Source organism: Paenibacillus sp. FSL M7-1046, assembly GCF_038007405.1.
GTDB lineage: Bacteria > Bacillota > Bacilli > Paenibacillales > Paenibacillaceae > Paenibacillus_AQ.
In genome coordinates, this window is record NZ_JBBOXB010000001.1 from 1 (window position 1) to 15,203 (window position 15,203).

Annotated in this window: 7 protein-coding genes; 1 reads left to right on the top strand and 6 read right to left on the bottom strand. The window is 51.7% G+C overall.

Annotation, left to right across the window (positions count from 1 at the left end):
- The 6 genes from NYE29_RS00005 to NYE29_RS00030 form a co-directional block, all read right to left on the bottom strand.
- The coding region (locus NYE29_RS00005; RefSeq protein WP_340893683.1) for an amino acid adenylation domain-containing protein at nt 1–5,580 on the bottom strand (5,580 nt) is incomplete at its 3' end.
- 156 nt (nt 5,581–5,736) lie between these two features.
- Nucleotides 5,737–6,435 (bottom strand): thioesterase II family protein, encoded by a 699-nt coding sequence (locus tag NYE29_RS00010; protein ID WP_340893686.1) that lies wholly within the window; start codon nt 6,433–6,435, stop codon nt 5,737–5,739.
- Nucleotides 6,436–6,680: 245 nt separating this feature from the next.
- Nucleotides 6,681–8,792: a methyl-accepting chemotaxis protein gene (locus NYE29_RS00015; protein WP_340893687.1), complete on the bottom strand. Its 2,112-nt coding sequence runs from the start codon at nt 8,790–8,792 to the stop codon at nt 6,681–6,683.
- Between the two features lie 261 nt (nt 8,793–9,053).
- Nucleotides 9,054–9,899, bottom strand: a complete 846-nt coding sequence (locus tag NYE29_RS00020) for a sugar ABC transporter permease (RefSeq protein WP_340893688.1) — start codon at nt 9,897–9,899, stop codon at nt 9,054–9,056.
- Nucleotides 9,896–11,212, bottom strand: coding sequence for a carbohydrate ABC transporter permease (locus tag NYE29_RS00025; protein WP_340893689.1), 1,317 nt, complete (start codon nt 11,210–11,212; stop codon nt 9,896–9,898). Before NYE29_RS00025 ends, NYE29_RS00020 begins: the two co-directional genes overlap by 4 nt.
- 106 nt (nt 11,213–11,318) lie before the next feature.
- On the bottom strand, nt 11,319–12,656 hold the full coding sequence (locus tag NYE29_RS00030) for a sugar ABC transporter substrate-binding protein (RefSeq protein WP_340893690.1): 1,338 nt from the start codon (nt 12,654–12,656) through the stop codon (nt 11,319–11,321).
- A 781-nt stretch (nt 12,657–13,437) separates the two neighbouring features.
- On the opposite strand from NYE29_RS00030, the gene NYE29_RS00035 reads away from it, so the two are divergent.
- Nucleotides 13,438–15,183: an alpha-glycosidase gene (locus NYE29_RS00035; protein ID WP_340893692.1), complete on the top strand. Its 1,746-nt coding sequence runs from the start codon at nt 13,438–13,440 to the stop codon at nt 15,181–15,183.
- Nucleotides 15,184–15,203: the final 20 nt, after the last annotated feature.

A 15,203-nucleotide genomic window follows, 5' to 3' on the forward strand; every position in this document is an offset into this window, starting at 1 on the left:
GAAGTAACCCCGCGCTAAGCCGTCCCCCGCTATACATAGTTCACCCGCGACGCCTATCGGCTGCAGCTGCCGCTTGTCGTTCACAATGTACAGCTGCGTATTGGCGATCGGCCCTCCGATCGGCACCGCCGCTTCCGCGAAGGTCGGAGCGCTGTCGTAATACGCGACATCGACCGTGGCCTCCGTCGGCCCGTACAGGTTGTGAAGCGTGGCTCCACTCCCTTCCATTAACTTGTAGAACCCGCTCACATGCTGCGGCTTCAACGCTTCTCCGCTGGCAAATACCCGGCACAAGCTGCCGAGCTTCTCCGGGCTAAACGCTTGCCCGGCCTGCTCCAGGAAGACGCTCAGCATCGACGGCACAAAATGCATAACCGTGACCCCGTGACGCTTGATCGTTTCGGCCAGCAGCGCTGGATCTTTCTCTCCCTGCGGCGGAAGCATGCAGACCTTGGCCCCGGTCATGCCCCACCAGAACAGCTCCCACACCGAAACGTCGAACGTTATCGGCGTCTTCTGCAGAATGACGTCCTGTTCTCCGATGGGGTAGCGATTCTGCATCCATTGCAGGCGGTTGATGACCGCGCGATGCTCAATCATGACCCCTTTCGGGTTGCCAGTGGTCCCCGAGGTATAGATCACATACGCCAAACGCCGGGAATCCGGCTCTAGCGGCGGATTGGCCTCGGATTGCACCCGCCCTCCATGCGTCAACTCGATGACCGTCCCCTCAAATCCGCATGAATCCTGGCCGGGCTGAATCAGCAGTACTGCCGCGCCGCTGTCCCCGAGCATATACCGGATGCGTTCGGCCGGCAGCGCCGGATCAATCGGCAAGTATGCCCCGCCGGCCTTCAGGATGCCATAAAGCCCTACCATCAGCTCCAGCGAGCGTTCCGCCATAATTGCTACAATCGTTTCCGGCCCCACACCTTGCCCGCGCAGCGTCCACGCCAGCTGGTTCGCCCGCGCGTTCAGCTCCGCATAGGTCAGCTGCTGATCCCCGTACACTACCGCCACCTTATGCGGCGTCTTCTCCACCTGCTCCTCGAACAGACCGTGGATCGTTGCTTCCTGCGGATACTCCGCCGCCGTGTCGTTGAACGCATGCAGCAGCTCTTGCTTCTCCTCTGGCGTAACAAGCTCATACGACCCAATGCTTGCTTCCGGCTGACCGGCCATTTGCGACAAGAGCTGCACAAAGTGTATCAGGTACCGCCCGGCTGTCTCCTCGTTGAACAGCACGCTGCTGTATTCCAGCAACAGCTGAAGTCCTTGCTCACTCTCCGCAACGTTCAGCGTCAGGTCAAACTTCGTCGCCCGGTGGTCCAGCTCGACCGGATGTACGTCAACATCCGCCAGGGTAAAGCGCGCCTGCTCCATGTTCTGCAGCACCAGCATCGTGTCGAATAAGGGATTGCGGCTCATATCGCGCCGTATGTTCAGCTTCTCGACCAGTTCCTCGAACGGGTAATCCTGATGCTCGAATGCCGTCAGCGTCCGCTCCTTCACTTCGCGCAGGAAGTCCATAAACCGCTTGTCCCCGGACGGGGCGTTGCGCAGTGCCAGCGTATTCACGAACATCCCGATCATCGGCTCTGTATCACCATGGGACCGCCCAGACACCGGCGTCCCGACCACAATGTCGGTCTGCCCCGTGTACTTGTGCAGCCACACGTTATAGGCGGCCAGCAGCACTATGTACAGCGTGGCTCCGGTCTCTGCGGCAATTCGTTTTAGGGCCTCAGCTACGTCCGCGCTGATCTGCGCATGAACCTGCCCGCCTTCGCTGCTTGGCACTGCCGGACGCGTCCGGTCGGCCGGCAGCTCCAACACCGGCACTTCCTCCGCATAGGCCGACAGCCAGTACGCCTCATGCGCCCCCATCCGCTTCACTCCGAGTGTGCCCTGCTGCCAGACCGCGTAGTCCTTGTACTGAATCCGCAGCGGCGTCAGCTCCTCACCGGCATACGCCGCCATGAGGTCCGACACCAGAAGGTTCAGCGACACGCCGTCCGAGACGATATGGTGCATGTCCCACACCAGCCAATGGTGCTCCTCTGCCAGTCGCAGCAGCCCGGCCCGCAGCAGCGGCGCCTGATCCAACGCGAACGGCCGCACGAAGTTCCGGATGAGCTCCCGGGCTTGCACTTCATCTGCCTCCCGGCATCCCCATTCAAACGACACGTCTTCGTGTACCTGTTGTCTCGGTTCTCCGTCGATCCACCTGAACGACGTGCGCAGCGATTCGTGACGGGCGATGACCGAGCGAATCGCTTCCTCCAGCCGATCCGCATCCACCTGCCCTGTTAGCTCCATGACCCCCGGCATGTTGTAGCGCGTGCTCTCCGGCTCTACCTCATGCAGCACGTATAGCCGCCGCTGCGCCGAAGACAGCGGGTACGATGCCTGCGCCGATGCCGGCTCGATTCGGCCGTAGCCGCTTTCCTCCGTGCTGCGCACATAGACCACCAACGCCTTCACCGTCGGACGCGCGAACAGCTCCCGCAGCGGCAGCTCCACCGCCAGCTGCTGATGAATGCGCGACACCAGCGTCATCGCTTTCAGCGAGTGACCGCCGCGCTCGAAGAACGAATCGCCGATGCCGACTTCGTTTACCCCCAGCACCTCTGCGAACAACTCCGCCAATTGCGTCTCCAGCGCATCCCGCGGCGCTTCATAGCCTTCGCTGTACGCCTCCCGGTCCGGCGCAGGCAGCGCCTTCCGGTCGACCTTGCCGTTAGGGGTCAGCGGCAGCTTCTCCAGCTCCACAAAGTAGGACGGGATCATGTAATCCGGCAGCTGTGTTGCCAGTTGCGCCCGCAGCTCCGGTACCGGAACGACTTCGTCGCTCACAAGATACGCGCACAAGTACGCCTGTCCTTGCTCATCCTCGCGGGCCATGACCACCGCTTCGCGGATATGCGCCTGCACCAGAAGCTGTGCTTCGATCTCCCCGCACTCGATCCGGTAGCCGCGGATCTTCACTTGATGGTCGATCCGGCCCAGGTACTCCACGTTGCCGTCCGGCAGCCATCTCGCCAAATCCCCGGTCCGGTACATCCGCGTCCCCGGCTCGAACGGGTTGTCTACGAATTTCTCCGCCGTCAATTCCGGCCGATTGAAGTAACCCCGCGCCAGACCGTCCCCCGCGATGTACAGCTCTCCAGCGGTGCCCATCGGCTTCAGCTGCAAGTCGTCATCTACAATGTACAGCTGCGTATTGGCAAGCGGCTTGCCGATCGGCACCGCCGCTTCCGCGATGAGTGGCATGCAATCAAAATAGGAAACCTCAGCTGCTTCCGTCGGCCCGTACAGGTTGTGAAGCGTGGCTCCGCTCCCTTCCATTAACTTGTAGAACCCGGCCACATGCTGCGGCTTCAACGCTTCTCCGCTGGCAAATACCCGGCGCAAGCTGCCGAGCTTCTCCGGGCTAAATGCTTGCCCGGCCTGCTCCAGGAAGACGCTCAGCATCGACGGCACAAAGTGCATCACCGTGACCCCGTGACGCTCGATGGTTTCGGCCAGCACCGCTGGATCTTTCTCTCCCTGCGGAGAAAGCATGCAGACCCGGGACCCGGTCATTCCCCACCAGAACAGCTCCGACACCGAAACGTCGAACGTTATCGGCGTCTTCTGCAGAATGACATCCTCTTCTCCGATGCGGTACCAATTCTGCATCCACTGCAGGCGGTTAATGACCGCGCGATGCTCCATCATGACCCCTTTGGGGTTGCCTGTGGTCCCCGAGGTATACATCACATACGCCAAATGCCGGGAATCCAGCTCTAGCGGCGGGTTAGCCACGGATTGTGCATGCCTTCTGGAAGTCAACTCGATGACCGCGCCCTCAAATCCGCATGGATCAAGGCCAGCGTCAATCAGCAGCGCTTCCGCGCCGCTGTCCCCGAGCATGTATTGGATGCGCTCTTTCGGGTATGCCGGATCGATCGGCAAGTACGCCCCGCCGGCCTTCAGGATGCCATAGATCCCTACAATCAGTTCCAGCGAGCGTTCCGCCATGATCGCCACAATACGGTCCGGCCCCACACCTTGCCCGCGCAGCGTCCACGCCAGCTGATTCGCCCGCGCATTCAGCTCCGTATAGGTGAGCTGCTGTTCCCCGTAAACAACCGCTACCGCATCCGGCGTCTTCTCCACCTGCTCCTCGAACAGACCGTGGATTGTCGCTTCCCGCGGATACTCCGCCGCCGTGTCGTTGAATCCAACTGTAAGTTGACGGGTCCCCTCTTCATCTAATAGACGGATATCTTGCATCATGAGACTAGGCTCCCCAAGGATATCCTGAAGCATGACATTAAAAGAGTTAAATATCTGTTCTACAATTCCATCCGAATGGTCAGCTTTGTAATCAAAAGCCAATTCGAGTTCACCAGTCAGAGACCAGTCTTTAATCATAAGCTGAAATGGATAAAATTGATGCCCATTGTAAACCTCGTTCGCTTTTACAGTCAGGTTTGCCAAATTCGTCACAAGTCTGGTGCCAAGATTATTTACAACAACAGAAAATAGCTGATCTATTCCCCTTTTGCGCAGTTCTAATTCTTGCACCAGATTATCGTAAGGATATTTTTGATGAAAGTAACATGACATCAATTCCCGCTGTACTTCCCTGCTAAACGAGTCGAAGCTCTGCATAGCATTGATCTGAACCCGAAGCGGCATTGTACTTACAAACATACCTATTGCAGATTTTTCTTTCGATCCGGAACGATTCAGGACTGGAGTCCCAATTACTAAATCGCTTTGCCCTGTCGTCCGATACAAATAGGCGAGCATTAACGAGACAAACCAGGCGTTTAGTGAAACCCGGTTCTCATCAAGTCTTTCTCTGATCCGGTCAGAGAGCTCTTTGTTCAGCTGGAATGATCTCCGTGTTCCGGCCGAATCGCTGGTGACAACTCTGGAAGTTCCCATAATCGTGGGGGACTCATAGTCCTGATAACGGTTTAACCAAAACTGCTTGTCTTTTATGTACCGGTTAGACGTTAAATAATTTTCATCATGATCTGCAAAATCAAGAAAATTGCTGGACCTGCCAACCGGATTGTTTTCGCCTTTCGCCAGCTTTTCATAAATTGCCAGTGTATCTTGAAGCCATGCTTGCCCTGACCATCCATCAGCAATGATGTGATGTGCCTTGATTAAATATCCGAACTCATCGTCACTGATTTTGAAGAGGGCTACGTAATATAATGGGTTATTCTCGAATTGGAAGGGGATTGCCGCTTGCTGCTGCGTCCAAAGCTCAAGCGCCTCATTAGGGTTATTTGAAGTACTGAAATCGATTAGTGGGAACGGGGTTTTATGATGGGGCACATAATATTGATAGGGCTCACCGTCCTGGTTGCGGGAGATTCGCAATCCAAAGCCTGCGTGGTTGCTAAGATTATAGTGGATGGCTGCTTCAATCCAATCTAAATTCGCTTCTCCTTTAAAAATAAAATACAGCGTTATATTATTGAGCGAAGTGTCAGGATAATGCTGCTCCATCATCCAAATTCTCTTCTGTGCGTGCGTTAATGGAAATGCAGATTTGCTCCCGCTTAACGGTCTCATACAAGTAAGTCCCCCTCATTAATTATGCTGACTCTGAATGAACTGCATGCTTCTGAAGGCAACCGCAAACCAATCTGAGAAAGTGAGGTCGAATTAGGCAGTATGATGATTGGCCTGGATTATAGGTTCTTGTTGTAAAAACACATCTTGCTGCGATTAGCGGAAATTGAGAGCCTTCATAAGAGCCTCTATAACCAATTGCGAATGACTATGAATAAAAAAATGATCTCCATCAAAACCAACATACTTGCAAGCGTTGTCAGAAACTTGGTCCCACTCTTCTATATCTCCTGACAGGGTGTCATCCTTGTAACCGAAGAATATGTAGACGTCACACCCAAGTTTACTGTTTCTTTCTTTGAACATATGAGTCTCTGACAACCGGAAATCCGACCTGATAATAGGCAAAAAAAGATCCATCAATTCCGTATTATCAAAAAACTGCAGCGGCGTTCCGCCTAATTCCATTAAGTGCCGCTTAAACTCTTCATCCGGGAGCGTGTAAACGATAGTTTCATCCTTGTCTGGTACATGCGGAGCAGATCTTCCTGAGAAAAAAACGGCATCAGGCTCCTTATACCCCCTACTTTTCAGTTGATGAATCGTTTCATAGGCAAGAATTGCCCCCAAGCTATGCCCGAAAATCCCATAGGGCTCTCCACTTAATTGCGGCACAATAATCGATGTAATATCTTCAACTGCTTCTTCAAAAGATCGATAAAACGGCTCGTGCACTCTCCTGCCTCTGCCAGCCAACTCCACAGGAATAATCTCAGCGATTCCGTTTAAGTGGCTTGACCATTGACTGTAGAAGAAGGCCGAACCACCTGCATAAGGTATACAGAATAATTTCATAGTCCATCTCTTTCATGTTTTTTAATAATTGAAAGAAAATCCCAATTAACTAATTAGAATAAAATAACCAGGGTAGTTCGAAGTAATACTTACTAAACTTAGAATGAGGATATCCAGACTAGACCCCTCCAGCCCGCATCAGCGGGGTTGGAGGAATCTTGATGTGAGGCAACATGCTGAAATTCCGCTATCCGCTGCCTGCCTGGAAAGATACGCAACTTATTTTGAGGTTCTTCGGAACAACTCTACTGCATTTGTTCCGGACTGTCCGCTTCCGGATTTTCAGCTTGCCCGTGAAAAGATATCAGCGATTGCTTCAAGCTCTCTGCCAGTTCCTCCAGTTGCTTGGACAGCGCCACCAGTTCGCCGCTAACCGTCAATTGCCGGGAAGACATCGCCGCCACTTCTTCCGTAGATGCACTGGTCTGCTGCACCACGGAACGGACACTGCCCATCGACTCGCCAAGGCGCGCCTGGAAAATGGTCAACTCAGAAACCGCAGCCGACGATTGACCCAGGTATTCAATGAAGTCTTCCATTTCCTTGCGTACAGCCGCGAAAATCTGGGACGATTCCCGCACCGAGCCGATCTGCTCGCTGAACAGCGGCACGGCCTCGCCCACCACCTTGACGGTGTCCTCGATACTCCGCCCGATCTCCTCTGTAATTTGCGAGACGGAGGCAATCGATTGGCTGGACTGGCCGGCCAGGGCGCGGATCTCGTCGGCGATAACAATAAAGCCTCTGCCGGCTGCTCCGGCACGGACTGCTTCAATGGAAGCATTAAGCGCCAGAATATTGGTCTGCTTGTTCATGGCAATCATTGGCGCCAGAATATTGCGGATCAGATGAGTGCTTTCCTGCAGCTTGGCCGAATTCTCTTCAATCAGCCGCATCATCTCCACCGTCGACTCACTTTGCGCAACCAGTGTCTTCATCAGCGCCGCTCCCTGCTCGCTGACCGCGATCACTTTCTCCGCTGCCGCATCCATCACCCGGTTAATCTGGTCCACCTCATGCATCTTGCCGCCCATCAGCTCCACATCATGGTTGCTGCTCTCGGCTTCCGCCGCCAGACTGGCAGCACCTTGGGCAATTTCATCCGTGGCTACCGCCAGCTCACGGGCGTGGTCCGAGATCGTTGCCGAAGCATGAACCAGCTGTTCGGATGTCGCCAGAACCTCTGTCGCCGAAGCGCCGCTTTGGCCGGCCAGCCGGGAAATCTGCTCCATCATCCGGTTGAAGCTATGTCCAAGCCGGCCGATTTCATCGCGGCCCTTGAAGTTGGTACGAACATTAAGGTTGCCTTGCTCCCCTTCCTCCATCAGCCGGGCCAGCTTACCGAGCGGCCGGCCAATCAGACGAACCAGCACATAGCCGATCAAGAGAGCAATCAGCGCCGCCGCGAATACTACGAGCAGTGTAATGTACAACAGGCGGTCGGCCGACTTGGTGAAATCACTGACCGGCGCATAGCCAAGCAGTGTCCAACCACCTGTGGTCAGCGGCTGGTACACCGCCAGTTGCTCTATTCCGGCTTCATCGTCTGCCATAAAGAAACGATCCAATTCTTGGCCCGGCTGCGGCTCGACCTCTGCCCTCGACGGCTTGATGAATGAAGGCTGCTCCAGCAGAGCATCATCCTTCGCATACACAACCTTTCGGTCAGCATCAAGGATGCGCAGCTCACCGTCTTCTCCGATGCGCAGATTCGCTAACATGTCATTGAGAGAGCTTCGCTTGATCTCAATCAGCATATAATATTCCGCTTGCGGATTTTGCATATTGCGCAGAAGCCGCCCCATCGTGAGAGAAGCTTCCGAGTATGTATCGAAGAAACCCGTCGGCCGGACCGGGAACCACACTGGATTGCCCTTGGCCTCGTCAATCTGCTTGAATCTCGCCAGAATCCCCTCATCGGTGCGGATCCCCGTAAGGCCCGAGGTTTTATAAGATTCAACTTCGGCGAGGCTACGGGAAACAAGCCGGATGCCCAATAGACGCTCATCGGAGCCTTTGACTGCATCCAGCTTGCTGCGGATACGCCCTTCGGCGGCAACCTTAGCCACGATCCCGATACCGGGATCATTTACCGCCTCCAGATCTGCCTTGAGCGCCTGATCCACGGCAAATTGCCGCGAGAGCGCTTCATACTCGACAAAGAGGAAATCCAGTTTATCAGCGGCCTGGACAATCGCTTGCGATGAAGCAGCAGCTACTTCATCGGTAATAATACCTTTGGCGGCGTAATAAGAAGTCACACCAAGCACGGAGGACAACAACAGAATGGTGCTGAACAGGATTACGAATAATTTGACGCCAACCGATTGCAGATGCAGGCTTCGTTGCCCTTTCATAAGTTTACTCTCCCCATAGAATAAAATAACGCCACATTAGTGGGTTTTATCCTTGAAGCCTAATCAGGTGCCCAGCTGAAGTTCCTGAATAACCCCACAAAGTGGTGATTTGCCTCGATGCCGGTTCAGATTTTTTGCAAGGGCCCCGCTATTAAACCCCATAAATTAAATAAAAATACATAAGACAAGGTACACCCTTCGCAGTCAAATGAAGGCTGTACCTTGTTTTCGTTAAATCACGCAAAGTGGCAAAGGGCTAGATTAACCCTTGCTCGCCCCAGCCGTCAACCCTTCGACGAGCAACTTTTGCAGGAAGGCAAAGAGAATCATGATCGGGATAGAGATCAGTACAGCCCCGGCTGCAAAGGTAGTAAAATTGGTATTCTGGTTTGAATTCACCATATCCCACATACCGACGGCAACGGTCCATTTCTCCTTGGTCCGCAGAATCAGTCGGGCAAAGATAAAGTCAACCCAAGGTCCGACAAATTGCGTAAGTGCCATGTAAGTAATCATCGGTCTCGACAGAGGCAGAATAACTCTCCAGAAGATTCCAAAGTTGCTTGCTCCGTCAATGCGGGCAGCTTCGTCCAGTGAACGCGGTATCGTATCGAGGAACCCTTTCGCGATCAGTGTCCCGCCTAGCGGAGCTCCGGCTGCATATACGATAATCAGAGCCATATGTGTATCCAGCAGATCAAACTCTTTCAGCAGCAAATAGATGGCAATCATACTCATGAAGCCTGGAAACATTCCAAGCACCAGCAGTCCGGACATGGTAGTCTTGCGCGCCTTGAATCTGAACCGGGAAACTGCATAGCTTGTAAGCAATGTCAAGAAAACGCCCAGGAGCATTGAGAACAAGGCAATCTTAAACGTATTAAGCCACCAGGTAGGGAACAGCAGGGTGTTATCATAGAACAGCGCCCGGTAATGTTCAAGCGTAAACGTTTCAGGAATCAGTGTTTTACTGTAAAGGGATTTGCCCGGCCGCAGCGACGATAACAGAATCCAAATGGCAGGATAGAGTGCTGCAACAGACAGAATCAGCAACGTCAAATAACTTAATCCAAGCCGTATTTTTCTTTTAATATTTACTCCGCTCATTGGATCATGTCCTCCTCCTGGAATGATTTCGTCCGCCGGTAATTGTAAAGCGAGAAGCTGGCTACGATCAAGAAGATAATGATTCCGACCGCAGATGCCATGTTATATTTGTTCTGGTCAAGCGTGAGCTTGTAAAGCCACGTCACGAGCAAGTCGGTGGAACCGGCGTACTGATAATCCCCGTTGACGGGACTACCACCTGTTAACAGGAAGATCGCATTAAAGTTATTGATGTTGCCTGCAAACTGGGCAATCAGTGTAGGCGCCGTCGAGAACAGCACCATAGGCAATGTTATGATGCGGAATTTCTGGTAGTTGGTCGCCCCATCCACTTCGGCCGCTTCATACATATCGCGCGGAATCGTTGTCAGAACCCCCATAATCAGCAGCATGGATACCGGAATACCGACCCACATGTTAACCACGATAACCGTTACTTTGGCCCAGAACGGATCCGTTAGCCAAGGAAGGCCACCGAGCCCGAAAAATTTTAGATATTGGTTAATCGGACCAAACTGGCCGTTGAACAGGTTACGCATGAGCAGAAGGGAGATCATCTGCGGAATAGCATATGGAACAATCAGAATGGCTCTCCAAATGCCCTTGAAACGAATGCCTTGCTGGCTGACTAGCATCGCGACCAGCATGCCGAAGAAATAGGTAGTAACCGTGGACAAGATCGCCCAGATAATAGTCCAAGTAAGTACCCCGTAAAAGGTCTGGCTCCATGATTTAAGTGATATCAGATTATGGAATGTTTCAAAGCCAACCCAATCTACCAGCTTGGCCGGAGGCATATGGTTAGGCGCAGAATAGTTCGTAAACGCCAGCATGATCATGAAGATGATCGGCATTACTGTAAATAACAGAATACCTACAGACGGCAGGATAAGAAATGTCTGCGCAAACTTGTAGTCGAGGATATAACGGATGCTCTGTTTAAATGTAGCCGGAGTATGGCCTGCGTCTCGCGCAGCTCCAGTCTTTCGGGCATCTCTAATGTTCATATACCACGCAAGCAGAAACAGAAGAAAGAATATAATCGTAATCAAACTCTGAATTAGAATAAATATAGAATGATCACCTTTGACCAACTTGGCAATCCCTTTGACCTTCTCAAAATGTTGGGAGGTTGTACCCAAGGTAATGATACCCCAGAACGCCCGTCCCAGCTTCTGAATAAAGTAAGTTAAGCTTAATGCCTCTACAATCAAAAAAATAAAACCTTTGATAAATTGGCGGTTATATATTTGTCCCAATCCCATAAACAATGTAGACAGTATCGTTGCTGTTCTAGTATGGTGTCGCTGCATTTCCCTTCCGTTCTCCTCTCCTGGGAAATCAGAGAATCGCCCGCCGCTACCAGGCGGCGGGTGATTTGATTTCATAAATATACTTTTGGAATAGACCTGCAGATGTTTACTTCGAAGCGCCGTTGTTCAGATCTTTGATCTGTTGGGCTGCTTTGTCCATTGCAGTCTTAGGGTCTACGCCTTTGTCCCAGATTTCCGGCAGGGCTGCATTTACAGGACTCCACACATTGCCCATTTCAGGAATGGATGGCATTGGCTGGGAGTTGTTAGCCTGTTCAGCAAAAACGGATACATAAGGGTCATCCTTGATTTGCGGGTCTTTCAGAGCCTCCAAGTTGGTTGGAATCGATCCGACAAGTTTGTTCAGCTTAAGCTGGGCATCCTTGCTGGAAGCAAACTCAGCATAGAGCTTGGCGGCATTTGGATATTGCGTATACGCGTTAACCGCAAAGATCTTGAAGCCGGCCAAGGAGATGGCAGTTTTTCCACCGACAGTCGGCAGCGGTGTCAGTCCCAGATTGTCGCCCAGAGCCTTTTTGTATCCGGCCAGTTCCCAAGGTCCGTTGATATCCATTGCGACATCGCCGGAGTTGAAGAGACTGCGCTTAATATCCGGGTTAATATCGCCACTGTTGATTGGCAGAATTTCTTTCAGTTTCTTAAATTCACTCAAGCCTTGGATTGCGCCGTCGGTATTGATCCCGATATCGTCTTTGTTCGTGCCGTTATCCCCGAAGAGGTAACCGCCGTTGGAAGCGATGAACGGATAGTCGAAATACATGTTGCCGACTTCCCACATGATTCCATACCGGTTTTTAGGTTTGTCGGTGAAGGTTTTACCGAAGGCGAGTACATCATCAAAGCTCTTAGGCGCTTCAGTAACAAGAGACTTATTGTAGTACAAGGCATAAGTTTCAGCTGCACGCGGGTAGCCGTACAGGAGACCGTCATAGCTGGCACCGGTAATCGAGGATTCTGTATTGTTCTTTACTGTTTCTTGCTCGAACACATCGTTTGGAAGCAAAAGTTGTGCGCTTGCTGCTCTGCCCAGGTTGTCATGCGGAATCAGAATAACGTCGGCAGCCAAACCGGAAGGACCGTCTTGGGACAGCTTGGTAACTTGCTCTACCGGTGACAACTCTTCAATTTTTACCGGAACATTGTATTTTTCAGTGAATTCCTTCGCGATTGCGTCTGTAAAGGCTCTTTCTTCCTTACTTTCCCATACGGTCAGGGTTGCGCCATCTTCCGGGGTGATTTGTACGGTTTCGGCGCCAGTGTTGTCTGTGCCTGCGTTTTCGGCCGGAGCCGTGCTTTCTGATGGTGCGTTCGTTGCGGTTGAGTTGCTGCCCCCGTTATTTCCGTTGTTGTTAGATCCGCAGGCAGTAACAGAAAGTGCCATAGACGCTGCGGCGGTAAGAACCATAAGCTTTTTCAACTTCATGCTTTAACCCCTCCTAATTTGTGTACGCTTGCCAACAATGATACTGCAGAACTTGCGCAAACGATTTCAGAAGATCCAAAAAAAAATGTCTGTTTTATTCTTTCAACCTTCTGTATCCGCTTTAGTCAAGTTCTAGAAAGCGCTTCATTACTTAATTTATAATACAACAGGAATCTTAATTGTTAAAACGTTTGCACATGGTATATTCGTCCATTTTCGGCTAATTATCCATGATAACAATACAATATATCCCTTATTCGCAAGATTACTCTTATTTACTTTTATTTTCGTAAATATCGACTCAATTATTTGTTTTCATTAACAATTTATAGCCGCACTTATCTTCTGTAATGAATCTTTTGAAAATTAGGTCACCGTAAAAGCACCTGATCGCAAGTGAATAATTGTGCAATGGTTTGAACAATAGTATTGAACGGCTATTTATTCCGTGCTATAATCCAAACCATTATGAGCAGCTTGATCTGCTGGAAGCAGCAGAAGCATCCGCCCTTTGTTCTTTCATAACTAAAAGGCAATGTTACTTGACACAGGTACAACCTCGGAACTATCTCTTCGGCGGCGGTTGTGCCTCTTTGCTATGGGCGAATGTAAGGGCGATATTGTGCAATCGTGGCACAATGTTTGCGCACCGCGGGCACATGTCCGTATATCACCCCTAAAGTTCCTTATATATCCACTTCATGCAAATTGCGCATAATGCACCGTCTTAGTTCTGCATTGGGATTCCACAACACAAACCAACTTTTTAGGAGGAATTATCATGTTATTGGAAGCAGTATATCACCGTCCGCGCTTGAATTGGTCCTATGCTTATGACCGCCAAACCATTCATCTTCGTCTACGTGCCAAAAAGGGAGATTTGACAGAGGTGTTCGCCTGGGCCGGCGATAAATATGCCTGGGATGCTACTAAAGAATTGATTCCGATGAAGCTTTTCACTTCGGATGCGATGTTTGATTATTGGGAGTGTGAGACGGTTCCCCTGTACCGCAGGCTGAAATACGGTTTCCTGCTGCAAAAAGGTCATGAGCGGATCTGGATGACGGAAAGCGACTTTCAGACAGAACGTCCGGCGAATCCGAACCGGCTGTTTGAATTTCCGTACATAAACCCTGTAGATGTGTTCGCACCGCCGGCATGGGTGAAGGACGCTGTCTTCTATCAGATCTTTCCGGAGCGCTTTGCGAACGGTGATCCCAGTCTGAATCCAGAGAATGTGCAGCCATGGGGCAGTACGCCTACACCGGAAAATTTCTTCGGCGGAGATCTTCAAGGAGTCATTGACCATCTGGATCATTTGACCGAGCTTGGCATTACCGGCATCTATTTCACTCCCATCTTCGCGGCGACTACCAACCATAAGTATGATACAGAGGACTATATGAAGGTTGATCCGCATTTCGGTGATGTGAAGACACTCAAAAAACTCGTCGATGCCTGCCATGAACGCGGCATTCGCGTGCTGCTGGACGCCGTGTTCAATCATTCAGGCAGAACCTTTGCCCCATTCGTTGATGTGCTGGAGAACGGAGAGAACTCCCGCTACAAGGACTGGTTCCATGTCCGCGAATTCCCGCTGCAGGTGGTGGACAACATCCCGAATTATGATTCCTTTGCCTTCGAACCGCTGATGCCAAAGCTGAATACAGAGAATCCTGAAGTTAAAGAATATTTGCTGAATGTAGCTGAATACTGGATTCGTGAGGTAGGCCTTGACGGCTGGCGTCTGGACGTTGCCAATGAGGTCGATCATGAATTCTGGCGCGACTTCCGCAAAGTAGTAAAACGCGCAAATCCCGAAGCTTATATTTTGGGTGAAATCTGGCATGAATCTGCCCCTTGGCTGGAAGGTGATAAATTCGATGCGGTAATGAACTATCCATTCACCGATGCCGTAATTGATTTCTTCGTCTCCGGCACGCTTGACGCCGAAGCTTTTGCCAATGCCATCGGCAAGCAGCTGTCGCGTTACCCGCTGCAGGCCAGTGAAGTGGCCTTCAATCTGCTGGACAGCCATGATACACCGCGCCTCTTGACCTTGGCCGGAGGAGACAAGAACAAGCTGAAACTGGCCACATTGTTCCAGTTCACCTTTATGGGCACGCCGTGCATCTACTACGGCGCTGAAATTGGCATGGATGGCGAAGGCGATCCGGGCTGCCGCAAATGCATGGAGTGGGATCCCGAGAAGCAGGACCGCGAGCTGTTCGGCTTTTTCCGCAAGCTGATTGAGATCCGCGGCAGCCATCCTGCACTCCGCACCGGCGCCCTCACCTTCCTGGAGGCGGCCCCGCAGGGCAGCAAGCTGGCTTATGAACGCAGTCTTGGCGATGATATTATCATCGTACTGATGAACACAGAAGGGACAGGCCAGACTTTCCACATTGGCGTAGAAGAACGTCAATGGGAGAACCTGTTCACTGGCGAATCCTTGCGCGCTGAGCGTGGCAAGCTGTCAATTAAGCTGCCAGCATACGGCTATACCGTCATTAAGGCGGTAGTATAACAAGCTCCATCAATTCAATC